Raw genomic sequence first — 15,650 nt, 5'->3', positions numbered from 1 at the left:
CGGTACGTCGTCAGAAATCGCCCCAGAGCTGCTGTGCCACGCTCAGCGCCACCACCGGAGCGGTCTCGGTGCGCAGCACTCGCGGGCCGAGTCGAGCAGGCTGAAACCCTTGATTGGCTGCTTGTTCGACTTCGCTCTCGCTCAAGCCTCCTTCCGGACCGATCAGGAAAGCCAGTGTCTGCGGTCTGGCATGGCTCGTCAGCGGCGCGGCCACTGGATGCAGCACGAGCTTCAGGTCTGCCTCGACAGGCAACCAGTCACGCAGGCTGATTGGCGGGTGGATGACCGGCAGTACCGACCGGCCGCATTGCTCGCAGGCGCTGATCGCGATCTGCCGCCAATGGGCCAGACGTTTGTCGGCACGCTCATCGTTGAGGCGCACTTCGCAACGCTCGCTGACGATGGGCGTGATCTGCGTTACGCCTAGCTCGGTGGCCTTCTGAATGGCCCAATCCATCCGTTCGCCGCGGGAAAGACCCTGCCCGAGGTGGATCTGTAGAGGTGACTCTGGCATCCCCGTCAGGCGTTCGTGCAGTTCGACGGTGACGGACTTCTTGCCGACTTCCAGCAGTTCGCCGCGAAATTCACTGCCGCTGCCATCGAACAGCTGAACCGCGCTGCCGGCCGAAAGCCGCAGCACCCTGCTGATGTAGTGGGCCGATGCGTCAGGCAGTGGGTGCTGGCCAAGGGAAAGGGGGGCGTCGATGAAAAAACGGGATAGGCGCATGGAGGCAGCTGCAGGCGGCGAGTTGGAAGCGGCAAGTCTAAAGCATCGGCAGCCTGGCTCGCAGGCTGCCGATGCTCCACATCAACCCGGGTCTCTGAAGCCTGGGTATGGACCGACCGGGACCGATACCCCGGAGGCATCTCGGGTGGCGATGTCGATTCCCTCGGTGGCGACTGCCGCGAGAAAGTCGATCTGTTCCTCGGTGATGCAATAGGGCGGCAGGAAATACACCACACTGCCGAGCGGGCGCAACAGCGCGCCGCGCTCCATCGCGTGCTGATAGACCTTCAGGCCGCGACGCTCCTGCCAGGGATAGGCCGTGCGGCTGGCCTTGTCCTGAACCATCTCGATAGCCAGTGCCATGCCGGTCTGGCGGACTTCGGCCACGTGCGGATGCTCGACCAGGTGTGCGGTGGCGCTGGCCATGCGCGCGGCCAGCGCCTTGTTCGCTTCGATTACGTTGTCTTCGGCGAAGATATCCAGCGTCGCCAGTGCCGCGGCGCAGGCCAGCGGGTTGCCGGTGTAGGTGTGCGAATGGAGGAAGGCGCGCAGCGTCGAATAGTCGTCGTAGAACGCCCGGTACATGCGGTCGGTGGTGAGCACTGCGGCCATCGGCAGATAGCCGCCGGTCAAGGCTTTGGACAGGCAGAGGAAGTCTGGCGTGATGCCAGCCTGCTCGCAGGCGAACATGCTGCCGGTGCGGCCGAAGCCGACCGCGATCTCGTCGTGGATGAGGTGCACTTCGTAGCGGTCGCAGGCCTCGCGCAGCAGCTTCAGATATATCGGGTGGTACATGCGCATGCCGCCGGCGCCCTGAATCAGCGGTTCGACGATGACCGCGGCGATGTCCTGGTGGTGCTCGGCAAGGGTCTGTTCCATGTGCGCGAACATCTGCCGCGAATGCTCTTCCCAGCTCACACCCTCGGGTCGCAGGTAGCAGTCCGGGCTCGGAACCTTGAAGGTGTCCAGCAGCAGCGGCTTGTAGGTGTCGGTGAAGAGGGCGACATCACCCACCGACATCGCGGCGACGGTTTCCCCGTGATAGCTGTTGGTCAGGGTGACGAAGCGCTGCTTCTGGCCACGTCCGCTGTTGCGCCAGTAGTGAAAGCTCATCTTCAGCGCCACTTCGATACCGGTCGAACCGTTGTCGGTATAGAAGACGCGGTCCAGTCCGGCCGGTGTCAGGGCGACCAAACGCTCCGACAGCTCCACCACCGGCTGATGACTGAAGCCGGCCAGCATCACGTGCTCGAGTTGGTCGACCTGATCCTTGATGCGCTGATTGATGCGCGGATTGGCATGGCCGAAGACGTTGACCCACCAGGAACTGACCGCATCCAGGTATCGCTTGCCGTCGAAATCCTCCAGCCAGACGCCTTCGCCGCGGCGGATCGGAATCAGCGGCAGCTGCTCGTGATCTTTCATCTGGGTGCAGGGATGCCAGAGTACGGCAAGGTCGCGTTGCATCCAGCTGTCGTTCAGGCTCATCGTTACTCCTCCGCAATGAGTCGCGAAGCCTAGCAGAAGCGCTGGGGCATGACTTGATGCGATCAGTCATCGATTTACTCGATGTTTCAAAGCGAAAAAATGCGCTCTATTCCGATAGGTAACCGGCTAGGCTTCTAGGCCTGAATTTGAAGGAAGATTCAATGCACTGGCGTAACTCCTCAACGAACTATGGGCTGACCAGCATTGCCTTGCACTGGTTGGTGGCCATCGCCGTATTCGGTCTGTTCGGCCTGGGCTTCTGGATGGTTGGGCTGAACTACTACAGCAGCTGGTATCGCACCGCGCCGGACCTGCACAAGAGCATTGGCATCGCGCTGTTTCTGATCATGCTGCTGCGGGTGCTCTGGCGTTTCGTCAGCCCTGCGCCGGCGCCGCTGGCGAGTCAGGGGCGGCTGACCCGGATCGCGGCCAGGCTTGGTCACAGCCTGCTCTACCTCGGCCTGTTCCTGGTGATGATCTCGGGTTACCTGATCTCCACCGCCGATGGCCGGCCGATCAGCGTGTTCGGCCTGTTCGAGGTGCCGGCGCTGATCACTTCCATCCCCGATCAGGCCGACAGCGCCGGGATTGTTCACGAATACGCTGCCTGGGCGCTGGTGATCTTCGCCGTGGTACACGCCCTGGCTGCGCTCAAACACCATTTCATCGACCGCGACGCGACACTCAAGCGCATGCTCGGTCGTAGTGCCGGTTAATCACCCCCGATAGGAGAATCCATTGATGCTCAAGAAAACCCTCGCCGCACTGGTCCTCGGTTCCGCACTGGTCGGTGGCCAGGCATTTGCTGCCGACTACGCCATCGACAAGCAGGGCCAGCACGCCTTCGTCAATTTCAAGATCAGCCACCTCGGCTACAGCTGGCTGTGGGGCACGTTCAAGGATTTCGATGGCAGCTTCAGCTTCGATGCGGACAAGCCGGAAGCGAGCAAGGTCAACGTCACGTTGAAGACCGCCAGCGTCGATACCAACCACGCCGAGCGCGACAAGCACCTGCGCAGCGATGACTTCCTCAACGTCGACAAGCACCCGGCAGCGACCTTCGAGTCGACTTCGGTGAAGTCCACCGGCGACGGCACTGCTGACATCACTGGCAACCTGACGCTCAACGGCGTGACCAAATCGGTGGTGATCGCTGCCAAGTTCATCGGCGAAGGTGATGATCCCTGGGGCGGCTACCGTGCCGGTTTCGAAGGCAGTACCACGCTGACGCTGAAGGACTTCGACATCAAGATGGACCTCGGGCCGGCGTCGCAAACGGTCGATCTGATCATCTCGGTCGAAGGTGTGCGCAAGTAAACGCTCCCCGTGGAACCCGAACGCCGGCATCTTGCCGGCGTTCTGCGTTTGCCAGGATATGTATCAACGCTTCTTGCACAGCGGACAAACCTGTGTCGAATGGGTCTATGACGCACCTTTTGCAACATTTGCGGCAGGGCCGACGAGTCTTTTCAGGTTTACAGACAGTCATGGATGTAAGTATATTTCGGCCCATTCCGCTCTCCGCGTCTGCGGCGCGCTGTTGCCCATTCCCGCCTGCCAGGTTTTCAAGAGGTCTAACCATGCCAATCAAGTCAGCCAATGCTGCCCTGATGTCCATTCTCGCCATGGCTGTTTTCCTGGCCGGCTGTCAGGAAGAAGCCGCCCCACCGGCCCAGCAGAAGCCCAAGGTGGGTATCGTGACCCTGCAGGCAGAGCCGTTCGCGGTAACCACCGAGCTGCCCGGGCGTACCCGCGCCTACCGCATCGCCGAGGTGCGGCCACAGGTCAACGGCATCATCCAGAAGCGTCTGTTCACCGAAGGCAGCGACGTCAAGGCTGGGCAACAGCTCTATCAGATCGATGCGTCGGTGTACGAGGCCACGCTGAAGAGTGCTCAGGCGAGCGTCGCTTCCAGCAAGTCGCTGGCCGATCGCTACGCCGAGCTGGTCAAGGATCAGGCCGTCAGCAAGCAGGCCTATGACGAGGCGCGGGCCGCCAGCCTGCAGGCCGAAGCGGAGCTGGAGCGCGCGCGGATCGACGTCCGCTACACCAAGGTGCTGGCGCCGATTTCCGGCCGGATCGGCCGTTCCGCGGTGACCGAGGGTGCGCTGGTCAGCAACGGTCAGGCGCAGGAGCTGGCGACCATTCAGCAGCTTGACCCGATCTATGTCGACGTGACCCAGCCGGCCCGAGACCTGCTAGCGCTGCGGCGCGACCTGGCCGAGGGTCGTCTGCAGAAGTCTGGCGATAACGCGGCCAAGGTCACCCTCAAACTGGAGGATGGCAGCGATTACGGTCACGAAGGCAAACTCGAATTCAGCGAAGTCACGGTGGATGCCGGTACCGGCTCGGTGACCCTGCGCGCCGTATTCCCGAATCCGGACAAGAATCTGCTGCCGGGCATGTTCGTCCATGCGCAGCTGGTGGCCGGCATGAAGAGCGAGGCGATCCTGGTTCCGCAGCAGGGCGTCACGCGCAACACCAAGGGTGACCCGACCGCCATGGTGGTCAATGCCGAGAACAAGGTGGAAGTGCGCCCGATCAAGACCGAGCGCGCCGTGGGCAATCGCTGGCTGGTCGGCGAAGGCCTGCAGCCGGGCGATCGCGTGATCACCGAAGGCCTGCAGTTCATCCAGCCGGGGGTCGAGGTCGAGGTGGCTCCGGCGACCAATGTCGATAATCGCGGTGGGGTGTCTGCACAACCCCAAGGCCAAGAAGGCTGAGGGGTTTCTAATCCATGTCCAAGTTCTTTATCGACCGGCCGATCTTCGCCTGGGTGATCGCCCTGGTGATCATGCTCGCCGGCGGGCTGTCCATTCTCAAGTTGCCGGTCAACCAGTACCCGAGCATCGCCGCGCCTGCGGTCGGCATTTCCGTCAGCTACCCGGGCGCCTCGGCGCAGACGGTGCAGGACACCGTGGTGCAGGTCATCGAGCAGCAGCTCAACGGCATCGACGGGCTGCGCTACATCTCCTCGGAGAGCAACTCCGACGGCAGCATGACCATTACCGTGACCTTCGATCAGGGCACCAACCCCGATATCGCCCAGGTTCAGGTGCAGAACAAGCTGCAGCTGGCGACGCCGCTGCTGCCGCAGGAGGTTCAGCAGCAGGGTATTCGCGTCACCAAGGCGGTGCGCAACTTCCTGATCGTGATCGGCCTGGTTTCCACCGACGGCAGTCTCGACCAGCGTGACCTGGCGAACTACATCGTCGCCAACATGCAGGACCCGATCTCGCGCACCAAGGGCGTCGGCGACTTCCAGGTATTCGGTGCCCAGTACGCGATGCGCATCTGGCTCGATCCGGCGAAGCTGAACAACTTCAGCCTGACCCCGGTGGACGTCAGCTCGGCGATCCAGGCGCAGAACGTCCAGATCTCGTCCGGTCAGCTGGGTGGCTTGCCGGCGCTGCCCGGGCAGCAGCTCAACGCCACGGTGATCGGCAAGACCCGCCTGCAGACTCCGGAGCAGTTCCGCAACATCCTGCTCAAGGTCAACAGCGACGGCTCGCAGGTGCGTCTGGGTGATGTCGCCAAGGTCGAGCTGGGGGGCGAAAACTATTCGGTCAGCGCGCACTTCAACGGCAAGCCGGCCGCCGGCCTGGCGCTGAAGCTGGCAACCGGCGCCAACGCGCTGGATACCGTCGAAGGCGTGCGCAAGACCATCGAGGAGCTCAAGCCGTTCTTCCCGCCGGGTGTCGACGTGGTCTATCCCTACGACACCACGCCGGTCATCTCTGCGTCCATCACCGGCGTCATGCACACGCTGCTCGAGGCGTTCGTGCTGGTGTTCCTGGTGATGTACCTGTTCCTGCAGAACTTCCGCGCGACGCTGGTTCCGACGCTCGCGGTGCCGGTGGTGCTGCTGGGTACCTTTGGCGTGCTGGCGGTGTTCGGTTTCAGCATCAATACCCTGACCATGTTCGCCATGATTCTGGCCATCGGCCTGCTGGTCGACGATGCCATCGTGGTGGTGGAGAACGTCGAACGGGTGATGCGCGAAGAAGGGCTCTCGCCTCTGGAGGCGACGCGCAAGTCCATGGGCCAGATCCAGGGCGCGCTGATCGGCATTGGCGTGGTGCTGTCGGCGGTACTGCTGCCGATGGCCTTCTTCGGAGGCTCGACCGGGGTCATCTATCGGCAGTTTTCCATCACCATCGTTTCGGCGATGGTGCTCTCGGTGCTGATGGCGCTGATCTTCACGCCGGCGCTGTGTGCGACGCTGCTCAAGCCGATCGACAAGGATGATCACCACGAGAAAGGCGGATTCTTCGGCTGGTTCAATCGCACCTTCGATCGCAGCGTGAACGGCTACGAGCGCGGCGTGAGGGCCGTGCTCAAGCGCAAGGCACCGTTCCTGCTGCTGTATGTGCTTATCGTCGGCGTCATGGTGGTGCTGTTCAACCGCATTCCCAGCGCCTTCCTGCCGGAAGAGGACCAGGGCGTCCTGTTCGCCCAGGTAATGACTCCGTCGGGCTCTACCGCCGAGCGCACCCAGCAGAGCATCGACGCCATGCGCAGCTATCTGCTGGAAGAGGAGAGCGACATCGTTCGTTCCGTCTTTACCGTGACCGGCTTCAGCTTCGCCGGCCGCGGCCAGAGCTCGGGTATCGCCTTCATCGGCCTGAAGCCCTGGAGCGAGCGGACCGACGAGGAAGACAGCGTGTTCGCCCTGGCCCAGCGTGCGCAGCAGCATTTCGCCAGTTTCCGTGACGCCCAGGTGTTCGCCTTTGCGCCGCCTGCGGTGATGGAGCTGGGTAATGCCACCGGTTTCAACCTGTTCCTGCAGGACCGCGCCGGCGTTGGCCAGGAAGTGCTGCAGCAGGCCCGCGACAAGTTCCTCCAGCTGGCCAGCCAGAGTCCGGTGCTCACCCGGGTGCGGCCCAATACCCTGCGCGATGAGCCGCAGTATCAGGTTCTGATCGACGACGAGAAGGCGCGGGTATTGGGTATCTCTCTGGCGGACATCAACAGCACGCTGTCGATTGCCTGGGGTGGCCGCTACGTCAACGACTTTATCGATCGAGGTCGGGTGAAGAAGGTGTATTTGCAGGGCGTTCCGGACGCGCGCATGAGCCCTGAGGATTTGCAGAAGTGGTACGTGCGCAACGACGCTGGCGAGATGGTTCCGTTCAGCGCCTTCGCCAGCGGTGAGTGGACCTACGGTTCGCCGAAGCTGTCGCGTTTCAACGGCGTCAGTGCGATCGAGATGCTCGGTGAGCCGGCCCCTGGCTACAGCTCCGGTGATGCCATGGCCGAGGTCGAACGCATCGCCGCCCAGCTGCCACCTGGAGTCGGCTATTCCTGGACAGGTCAGTCCTACGAGGAACGTCTGGCGGGATCGCAGACGCTGGCGCTCTATGCCCTGTCGCTGCTGGTGGTGTTCCTCTGCCTGGCGGCCCTGTACGAGAGCTGGTCGATTCCGTTCTCGGTCATGCTGGTCGTGCCGCTGGGTATCGTCGGGGCGCTGGCCTTCACCTTGCTGCGCGGGCTGTCCAACGAGGTGTTCTTCCAGGTGGGCCTGGTCACCACCATCGGTCTGTCGGCGCGTAACGCGATCCTCATCGTCGAGTTCGCCAAGGCGCTGCACGAGCAGGGGATGAGCTACGCCGATGCCGCGCTGCAGGCGTGCCGCATGCGTCTGCGGCCGATCATCATGACCTCGCTGGCGTTCATTCTCGGCGTGGTGCCTCTGGCGATTGCGTCTGGCGCCGGTGCGGGCAGCAAGCACGCGATTGGTACCGGTGTGATCGGCGGCATGTTGACCGCCGCGATACTGGCGATCTTCTGGATTCCACTGTTCTACGTAATGATCTGCACGTTCTTCGACCGCTCGAAGTCCGCCAACGAGGGTGTGAAGGAGGATTCGCAGTGATGCACAAGTCTCTGTTGAGCCTGGCGCTGATGGCGGCGCTGGGCGGTTGCTCGCTGATCCCTGACTACGAACGTCCGGACGCACCGGTCGCGGCCGCCTGGCCGCAAGGCAAGGCCTATCCGCAAGACGCGACGCAGGCGTCCGAGCGCGCGCTTGGCTGGCGCGAGTTCTTCCGTGATCCGGCACTGCAGCAGTTGATCGAGGTGGCGCTGGAGAACAACCGTGACCTGCGTGTGGCGGCGCTCAACGTCGATGCCTATCGCGCGCTGTATCGCGTGCAGCGCGCCGATGTGCTGCCGGCGGTGAGTGCCGACGGCGCGGGGACGCGCAGCCGCACCCCTGGCGATCTGAACATGAGTGGCGAGCCGGCCATCAGCAGCCAGTACAGCGCCACGTTCGGTGTGTCCTGGGAGCTGGACCTGTTCGGTCGCCTGCGCAGCCTGCGCGACCAGGCGCTGGAAGAGTTCTTCGCCAGCGAGGCCGCCCAGCGCAGCACCCAGATCAGTCTGATCGCCAGTGTCGCCAATGCCTGGCTGACCTTGCAGGCCGACCAGGCATTGCTGCAGGTCACCCGCGATACGCTGAAGACCTATGAAGAGAGCTTTGGTCTGACCCAACGCAGTTTCGACGTCGGGGTCGCCTCTGCGCTGGAGCTGCGTCAGGCGCGCAGCGCTGTCGACAGTGCGCGGGTGAACATCGAGCAGTACACGCGGCTGGTGGCGCAGGACCGCAATGCGCTGACGCTGTTGCTGGGACAGAGCCTGCCGGCCGGTCTGCAGTCGGGCGACGGGCTGGAGCGTACCCAGCTGGCGACGTTGCCGGTCGGGCTGCCCTCCGATCTGCTTCAGCAGCGCCCGGATGTTCTCCAGGCTGAATATCAACTGCGCGCTGTCAATGCCAGCATCGGCGCAGCCCGTGCGGCGTTCTTTCCGCGCATCAGCCTGACCGGCGCAGCGGGTTCGGCGAGCAGCGAGTTGTCCGGCCTGTTCGACGGCGGCTCCGGTTACTGGAGCTTCTCGCCGAGCATCAGTGTGCCGATCTTCAATGCTGGCCAACTGCGGGCGAATCTGGACTACGCGCAGATCAGCAAGAACATCCAGGTCGCGCAATACGAGAAAGCGATCCAGACCGCCTTCCGCGAAGTGGCCGACGGGCTGGCGGCTCAGGCCACCTACACGCGGCAGGTGCAGGCGCAGCGTGATTTGTTGGAGACCAGCGAGGACTACTACAACCTCGCCGAGCGCCGCTATCGCACGGGCATCGACAGCTACCTGACCGTGCTCGATGCGCAGCGCCAGCTGTTCAGCGTGCAGCAGCAACTGATCACCGATCGCCTGGCGCAGATGACCAGCGAGGTCAATCTGTTCAAGGCGCTGGGTGGCGGCTGGCAGGACGCGGTGCAGGCGCAGCCGCAAGAGGAATGAGGCGATGCGGTGGTCGCTTGCAGTACGACCACCGCCGACAACACGCAGATACGAAAACGCCGCCCATCGGGCGGCGTTTTCGTTTGTGGCTCAGCCTTCGCGGTTGCGCGTCAGCAGGGCCGGCTTCTCACCTCGTGGCCGGGTTGGCAGCTGCTCGAGCTGGTCCAGACTGGGCAGCCGATCGATCTTCGATTCCTTGTGGATGATCACTGGCTGCTTTTCACGCGGCTTGGCAGCTTCCTGGCGCGCGACGGCTGGCTCTTCGATCCGTCGGCTGTCGTTCTTGCGCCGTGGCTGGCCGTTGCGCGGCTGGCCGCTGCGCGCCGCCTGGCCTTGGCCCGTACCCGGACGTTTGCCCTTGCCGGCGGGAGCACCAGCAGCGCCAGGGCGTGCGGCTCCGGCGGCACGTGGCGCGGCACCAGCCGGAGCCGGAGCCGGAGCACCAGGGCGCCGGCCGCGGTTCTGCTTGTTCTGATACGGGCTGACGTAGTCGACACGATTGCCGAAGTTGTCCACTTCGTCATCGAGAAACTCGTCCGGAGCACGGTTTGGCGGCAGCTGCGGAGGTCGAGCAGCGGTTTGCGCTTCACTGGCGGCTCCATCGCGAGCAGGCTTGCGCGCCTTGCTCTGGCTGCGGCGGTTGCGTTCCTTCTGCTCGGTGCCTTTCTCTGCCGGCTTTTCGCGCTCAGCGCGAGCCTTGCGTTCGCCACGCTGCGGACGCGGCTGGCGCGGTTCGCGCACCTCCGGCTTCTCCGTCTCGATGGCGCTGGCATCGAAGCCCATCAGATCGCCTTCAGGGATGCGCTGCTTGGTCATGCGCTCGATGCCCTTGAGCAGCTTTTCCTCGTCCGGCGCGACCAGCGAAATGGCTTCACCGCTGCGCCCGGCACGGCCAGTACGGCCGATGCGGTGTACGTAGTCTTCCTCGACGTTGGGCAGCTCGAAGTTGACCACATGGGGCAGCTGGTCGATATCCAGACCGCGGGCGGCGATATCGGTGGCGACCAGGATGCGCACCTGGTTGGCCTTGAAGTCAGCCAGAGCCTTGGTGCGGGCGTTCTGGCTCTTGTTGCCGTGAATCGCGGCAGCCGGCAGGCCGTGCTTTTCCAGATACTCGGCCAGACGGTTGGCGCCGTGCTTGGTGCGGGTGAAGACCAACACCTGCTCCCAGGCACCCTGGGTGATCAGGTGCGCGAGCAGAGCGCGCTTGTGGCTGGCAGCCACGCGGAACATGCGCTGCTCGATACGCTCGACGGTGGTGTTCGGCGGCGTGACCTCGATGCGCTCGGGATTGTGCAGCAGCTTGCCGGCGAGGTCGGTGATGTCCTTGGAGAAGGTCGCCGAGAACAGCAGGTTCTGGCGCTTGGCCGGCAGCTTGGCGAGGACCTTCTTGACGTCATGGATGAAGCCCATGTCGAGCATGCGGTCGGCTTCGTCGAGGACGAGAATTTCCACGTGCGACAGGTCGATGGCTTTCTGGTTGGCCAGGTCGAGCAGGCGACCTGGGCAGGCGACCAGCACGTCGAGACCCTTGGCAACCGCCTGGATCTGCGGGTTCATGCCGACGCCACCGAAGATGCAGGTGCTCTTCAGGGGCAGATCGCGGGCGTAGATCTTGAAACTGTCGTGAACCTGGGCGGCGAGCTCGCGGGTCGGTGTCAGCACCAGCACGCGCGGCTGTTTCGGGCCGTAGCGGTGTTCACGATCCGGGTGACCACCCGGAAACAGCAGTTCGAGTACCGGCAGGGCGAAACCGCCTGTCTTACCGGTTCCGGTCTGGGCGGCGACCATCAGGTCGCGGCCTTGCAACACGGCGGGAATGGCCCGCTGTTGCACGGGAGTAGGCTGGGTGTAACCGGCGGCCTCGACGGCACCGGCCAAAGCCTCGGAGAGACCGAGGGAAGCAAAGGACATGAGTAATCCTGTCTTGTTAGGGGCGAGGCCCTGGGATGATCATGCCTGGCTCGAATCGCGACTGGCGTGCGATCCCGTCCGGTCCTGCCGCGGGTCATATATGGCGGCATCCGGGCGTAAGCCTGGCGGAAGCGCGGAGTATAACAGAGCCTGTTAACGCCGCATTGCTCTGACAGTGTCGCAGGTCACGGGTTCATTAGCCAGCTCCGTATTTCTACGGAGCCGGTTGGTGCTCAGCGTGACAGCCCGAGGTTGTTCCAGATCGCCAGGCTCGGCTCGGCCTGGTTCAGCGTGTAGAAGTGCAGGCCGGGCGCACCGCCGGCCAGCAGCTTCTCGCACATCTCGGTGATGACCTGCTCGCCGAAGGCCTGGATGCTCTGCATGTCGTCGCCATAGCTTTCGAGCTGCTTGCGCACCCAACGCGGAATCTCCGCACCGCAGGCATCTGAGAAGCGTGCCAGCTTGCTGTAGTTGGTGATCGGCATGATGCCGGGCACCACCGGGGTTTCCACTCCGAGTTTGCGCACGCGCTCGACGAAGTAGAAGTAGCAGTCGGCATTGAAGAAGTACTGGGTGATGGCACTGTCGGCGCCGGCCCTGGCCTTGCGCACGAAGTTGGCCAGGTCGTCCTCGAAGTTGCGTGCCTGAGGGTGCATCTCCGGATAGGCGGCGATCTCGATATGGAAGTGATCGCCGGTTTCGCTGCGGATGAACTCTACCAGCTCATTGGCGTAGCGCAGCTCACCACTGGCCATGCCCATGCCGGAGGGCAGATCGCCGCGAAGGGCGACGATGCGTTTGATGCCGGCATCCTTGTAGAGGTTCAGCAGTTCGCGCAGCTCGGCCTTGCTGTCGCCGACGCAGGACAGGTGCGGTGCGGTCGGCACCTTTACCTCGCCGTCGAGTTGCAGCACGGTGTTGAGCGTGCGGTCACGGGTCGAGCCACCGGCACCGTAAGTGCAGGAGAAGAAATCGGGTTGGTAGCCGGCCAGCTGGCGGGCCACGTTCAGCAGTTTTTCGTGCCCGGCTTCGGTCTTGGTGGGAAAGAACTCGAAGCTGATGGATGGGCGGTTCAAAGCGGTCATTCGGTTATTCCTTGGGCTGCAGGCTGCTGGCGACGAATGCAGGGCACAGTTCGTCGCCAGCAGCATGACCTGCTTAGTAGCGGTAGCTGTCCGGCTTGAACGGGCCTTCGACGGTCACACCGATGTACTCCGCCTGCTTGGTGGTCAGCTGGGTGACCACGCCACCGAAGCCCTTGACCATCTCCAGCGCCACTTCCTCGTCGAGCTTCTTCGGCAACACCATGACGGTGACGTTCTTGCTCTTCTCGGCCACTGGCAGGTCGGCGAACTTCTCGTTGTAGAGGTGGATCTGCGCCAGCACCTGGTTGGCGAAGGAACCGTCCATGATCCGGCTCGGATGACCGGTGGCGTTGCCCAGATTCACCAGGCGACCTTCGGCCAGCAGGATCAGGTAGTCGTCGTTGGTCGGGTCGACGGTCTTGCCGGTGCGGTGGATCTTGTGCACCTGCGGCTTGACCTCTTCCCAGCCCCAGTTGGCGCGCATGAAGGCGGTGTCGATCTCGTTGTCGAAGTGACCGATGTTGCACACCACGGCGCGCTTCTTCAGCGCCTTGAGCATGCCGGCGTCGCAGACGTTGACGTTACCGGTGGTGGTGACGATCAGGTCGATCTTGCCCAGCAGTGCCGCGTCGACGCTGGCTTCGGTGCCGTCGTTGATGCCGTCCTTGTAGGGGGAGACCAGCTCGAAGCCATCCATGCAGGCCTGCATGGCGCAGATCGGATCGACCTCGGAGACCTTGACGATCATGCCTTCCTGGCGCAGCGATTGTGCCGAGCCCTTGCCGACGTCGCCGTAACCGACGACCAGCGCCTGCTTGCCGGAGAGCAGGTGGTCGGTGGCGCGCTTGATGGCATCGTTCAGGCTGTGACGGCAGCCGTACTTGTTGTCGTTCTTGCTCTTGGTTACAGAGTCGTTGACGTTGATCGCCGGGATCTTCAGCGTGCCGCCCTTGAGCATGTCGAGCAGGCGATGCACGCCGGTGGTGGTTTCCTCGGTCACGCCGTGGACGCGCTCGAGCACCTGCGGATACTTGTCGTGCAGGATCTGGGTCAGGTCGCCGCCGTCGTCCAGCACCATGTTGGCATCCCACGGCTGACCGTCCTTGAGGATGGTCTGCTCGATGCACCACTCGTATTCCTCCTCGGTCTCGCCCTTCCAGGCGAACACCGGGATGCCGGCAGCGGCGATGGCGGCAGCGGCCTGGTCCTGGGTGGAGAAAATGTTGCAGCTCGACCAACGCACTTCCGCGCCGAGCGCGATCAGCGTCTCGATCAGCACGGCGGTCTGGATGGTCATGTGAATGCAGCCGAGGATCTTCGCGCCCTTGAGCGGCTGCTCGGCGGCGTATTTCTTGCGCAGGCCCATCAGCGCGGGCATTTCGGATTCGGCGATGATGATTTCGCGGCGGCCCCAGGCAGCCAGGGAAATATCGGCGACCTTGAAGTCGGTGAAACCGGCAGGCGTCATGACAGCACTCATCGAAGAGTTCTCCATTCGTATAGATGCGAATGGGCGCCGTTGATGCGTTCTGGAAACGCCCCATCCGAGCCTGACAGGTTTCATCCTGCTGCAGCGCCCCTCGGACGGGTGGCGGGCACGGTCGAAGCGGAGTCGACCGGGGAAAAGCCCGGCGATTATAGCTGCGCCGCGCGGCAATCCCAACCCCGCGCCGCGCGAACTACAGCGAGCGAGCGCGGGTCGAAAACTACAGGTTCGGTGACCCTTGCCGGGCGAAACCGTTTCAGGAGACCGCCATGAACCCCATGCTTCGCTTAGCGCCCATGTTGCTTGTCGGCGCCTTCAGCCTGCCTGCCGCCGCCAAATCCTGCTACGTGCACAGCGAAACCTCCGGCGCGGTTCCTGCGCCAGTGGTGACCGAGCAGTGTTTCGAATTCCACGGCGTGGACAAGGACGACGCCATCGACTGGGTCTGTCAGGACAACGAGGCGGTGAAGAACTCCCGCCGCGAGCTCCGCGACAGTTGTCCCGACGGCCACTTCGGTGTCTGCACCGCGCCGATGACGGCAGAGACCCTGGCCAACGAACGTGCCACTGGCTCCCAGGCGAAGAACGGTACCTTGCCCAGCCAGGTGGGCGGCGATGCGACGATCGTCACCTATCACTATCACGCCACTGATCGGGCCCAGGCCAAGGTCGATTGCGAAAGCGCTGGCGGCAGCTGGTCGCAATAGCCTGCTGAGCAATCTTGGCTGACGGAGTCGAAACCCGACTGATTTGTTCAACCGCGCATGGACGGGGATAATCCCGCGCTTTGCATCGACGAGTGGTTGAACCATGAAGCTGAGTCTGCTGAGCCTGTCCCTGATTGCTGTCCTGGCGCTGACTGGCTGCGACCGGGTCGACCCCAATTCCCCATTGGGCAAGCGCAAGGCGATTTACCAGGCAATGCTCGATACCAAGGAAGACCTTGGCGGCATGCTGCGCGGGCGCATCCCGTTCGACGGCGAAGGCTTCAGTGCAGGCGCGGCCAAGCTGGACGAGCTCTCGCGGCAGCCTTGGCAGCATTATCCCAATGTGAAGGAAGAGCAGAGCGATGCGCGTGACGACGTCTGGCAGCGTCAGGAGCGTTTCAAGGAGATGGCCCGCGAACTGGAAGCGACCACGGCCGCGCTGGTGAGCGTGACGGCCACCGCCCCGGCCACCGCCCAAAGCGTGGCGCCGGCGTTCCAGCGGGTCGAGGATGCCTGTGAAGCCTGCCACAAGGAGTTCCGCGCCTACTAACGGCGCAGCGATTCGAGCTTTTCCCGCGACTTGGCCAGCTGATTGCGGCGCAGCTCGATCAGCTGGGCATCACCGGTGCCCAAAGCCTCGCGTAGCAACGTCTCGCGCCGCTCAACCTGGCGATTGGTGTGATCGTATTCGACCTGATGCGGGTGCAGGGCAATCACGCCCTGGCACTGCTCGGTCAGGCCCTGCAGTTCGCTGTCGAGTTGCGTCTGGCGCAGCTTGTCACCCTGCAGGCGCGCCTGCTGCAGCTGTTCGCGCAAGGCCTGGCGCTGGTCGTGGCACTGGCTGTCGGCGTTGGGGTCCGCGCTAGCCAGCGGGCTGATGGCGGTAGCGCCGATCAGCAGGGCAATCGGCCAATGTCGCAAAGACATGCCTCGCCTCCATAATT

Annotated in this window: 13 protein-coding genes and 1 riboswitch; of the genes, 7 read left to right on the top strand and 6 right to left on the bottom strand. The window is 63.5% G+C overall.

The window, feature by feature from the left end:
• Positions 1–10: 10 nt before the first annotated feature.
• Positions 11–727, bottom strand: a complete 717-nt coding sequence (locus tag F753_RS40975; protein ID WP_023446064.1) for a 16S rRNA (uracil(1498)-N(3))-methyltransferase — start codon at positions 725–727, stop codon at positions 11–13.
• An 81-nt stretch (positions 728–808) separates the two neighbouring features.
• Positions 809–2,215, bottom strand: coding sequence for an adenosylmethionine--8-amino-7-oxononanoate transaminase (locus F753_RS40970; RefSeq protein ID WP_023446063.1), 1,407 nt, complete (start codon positions 2,213–2,215; stop codon positions 809–811).
• Positions 2,216–2,376: 161 nt separating this feature from the next.
• Here F753_RS40970 and F753_RS40965 point away from each other — a divergent pair, with 161 nt between their 5' ends.
• The 5 genes from F753_RS40965 (at position 2,377) to adeC (ending at position 9,514) form a co-directional block, all read left to right on the top strand.
• Positions 2,377–2,931 carry a cytochrome b gene (locus F753_RS40965; protein WP_023446062.1) on the top strand — a complete coding sequence of 185 codons (555 nt, stop codon included), beginning with the start codon at positions 2,377–2,379 and terminating at the stop codon, positions 2,929–2,931.
• A 25-nt stretch (positions 2,932–2,956) separates the two neighbouring features.
• Positions 2,957–3,532 carry a YceI family protein gene (locus F753_RS40960; protein WP_023446061.1) on the top strand — a complete coding sequence of 192 codons (576 nt, stop codon included), beginning with the start codon at positions 2,957–2,959 and terminating at the stop codon, positions 3,530–3,532.
• A 263-nt stretch (positions 3,533–3,795) separates the two neighbouring features.
• A complete protein-coding gene (locus F753_RS40955) occupies positions 3,796–4,938 on the top strand; it encodes an efflux RND transporter periplasmic adaptor subunit (protein WP_023446060.1) in 1,143 nt (380 codons plus the stop codon).
• 14 nt (positions 4,939–4,952) lie between these two features.
• On the top strand, positions 4,953–8,090 hold the full coding sequence (locus F753_RS40950) for an efflux RND transporter permease subunit (RefSeq protein WP_023446059.1): 3,138 nt from the start codon (positions 4,953–4,955) through the stop codon (positions 8,088–8,090).
• Positions 8,090–9,514 carry an AdeC/AdeK/OprM family multidrug efflux complex outer membrane factor gene (gene adeC, locus F753_RS40945; protein ID WP_023446058.1) on the top strand — a complete coding sequence of 475 codons (1,425 nt, stop codon included), beginning with the start codon at positions 8,090–8,092 and terminating at the stop codon, positions 9,512–9,514. The genes F753_RS40950 and adeC overlap by 1 nt, the downstream gene beginning before the upstream one ends.
• Positions 9,515–9,604: 90 nt before the next feature.
• Here the strand turns inward: adeC and rhlE2 are convergent, their stop codons facing one another.
• The 3 genes from rhlE2 to ahcY all read right to left on the bottom strand — a co-directional run bounded on the left by rhlE2 (position 9,605) and on the right by ahcY (position 13,993).
• Positions 9,605–11,428 carry an RNA helicase RhlE2 gene (rhlE2, locus tag F753_RS40940; protein WP_023446057.1) on the bottom strand — a complete coding sequence of 608 codons (1,824 nt, stop codon included), beginning with the start codon at positions 11,426–11,428 and terminating at the stop codon, positions 9,605–9,607.
• A gap of 233 nt (positions 11,429–11,661) precedes the next feature.
• A complete protein-coding gene (gene metF, locus F753_RS40935; RefSeq protein WP_023446056.1) occupies positions 11,662–12,513 on the bottom strand; it encodes a methylenetetrahydrofolate reductase [NAD(P)H] in 852 nt (283 codons plus the stop codon).
• Positions 12,514–12,586: 73 nt separating this feature from the next.
• Entirely contained in the window at positions 12,587–13,993 is a 1,407-nt protein-coding gene (gene ahcY / locus F753_RS40930) for an adenosylhomocysteinase (RefSeq protein WP_014818766.1), read from the bottom strand.
• Positions 13,994–14,017: 24 nt separating this feature from the next.
• A riboswitch (S-adenosyl-L-homocysteine riboswitch) is annotated at positions 14,018–14,101 on the bottom strand.
• 167 nt (positions 14,102–14,268) lie between these two features.
• Here ahcY and F753_RS40925 point away from each other — a divergent pair.
• Positions 14,269–14,706, top strand: coding sequence for a hypothetical protein (locus tag F753_RS40925; RefSeq protein WP_023446055.1), 438 nt, complete (start codon positions 14,269–14,271; stop codon positions 14,704–14,706).
• A 103-nt stretch (positions 14,707–14,809) separates the two neighbouring features.
• Positions 14,810–15,256 (top strand): c-type cytochrome, encoded by a 447-nt coding sequence (locus F753_RS40920; RefSeq protein WP_023446054.1) that lies wholly within the window; start codon positions 14,810–14,812, stop codon positions 15,254–15,256.
• On the opposite strand, the gene F753_RS40915 is transcribed toward F753_RS40920, so the two are convergent.
• A complete protein-coding gene (locus tag F753_RS40915) occupies positions 15,253–15,633 on the bottom strand; it encodes a DUF1090 domain-containing protein (protein ID WP_023446053.1) in 381 nt (126 codons plus the stop codon). The two genes, F753_RS40920 and F753_RS40915, sit on opposite strands and share 4 nt — an antisense overlap.
• Positions 15,634–15,650: the final 17 nt, after the last annotated feature.

The organism is Stutzerimonas chloritidismutans AW-1 (assembly GCF_000495915.1).
GTDB classification, from domain to species: Bacteria; Pseudomonadota; Gammaproteobacteria; order Pseudomonadales; family Pseudomonadaceae; genus Stutzerimonas; species Stutzerimonas chloritidismutans.
Note: the sequence above shows the minus strand (reverse complement) of the source record. Positions and strands in the feature narration are given on the sequence as shown.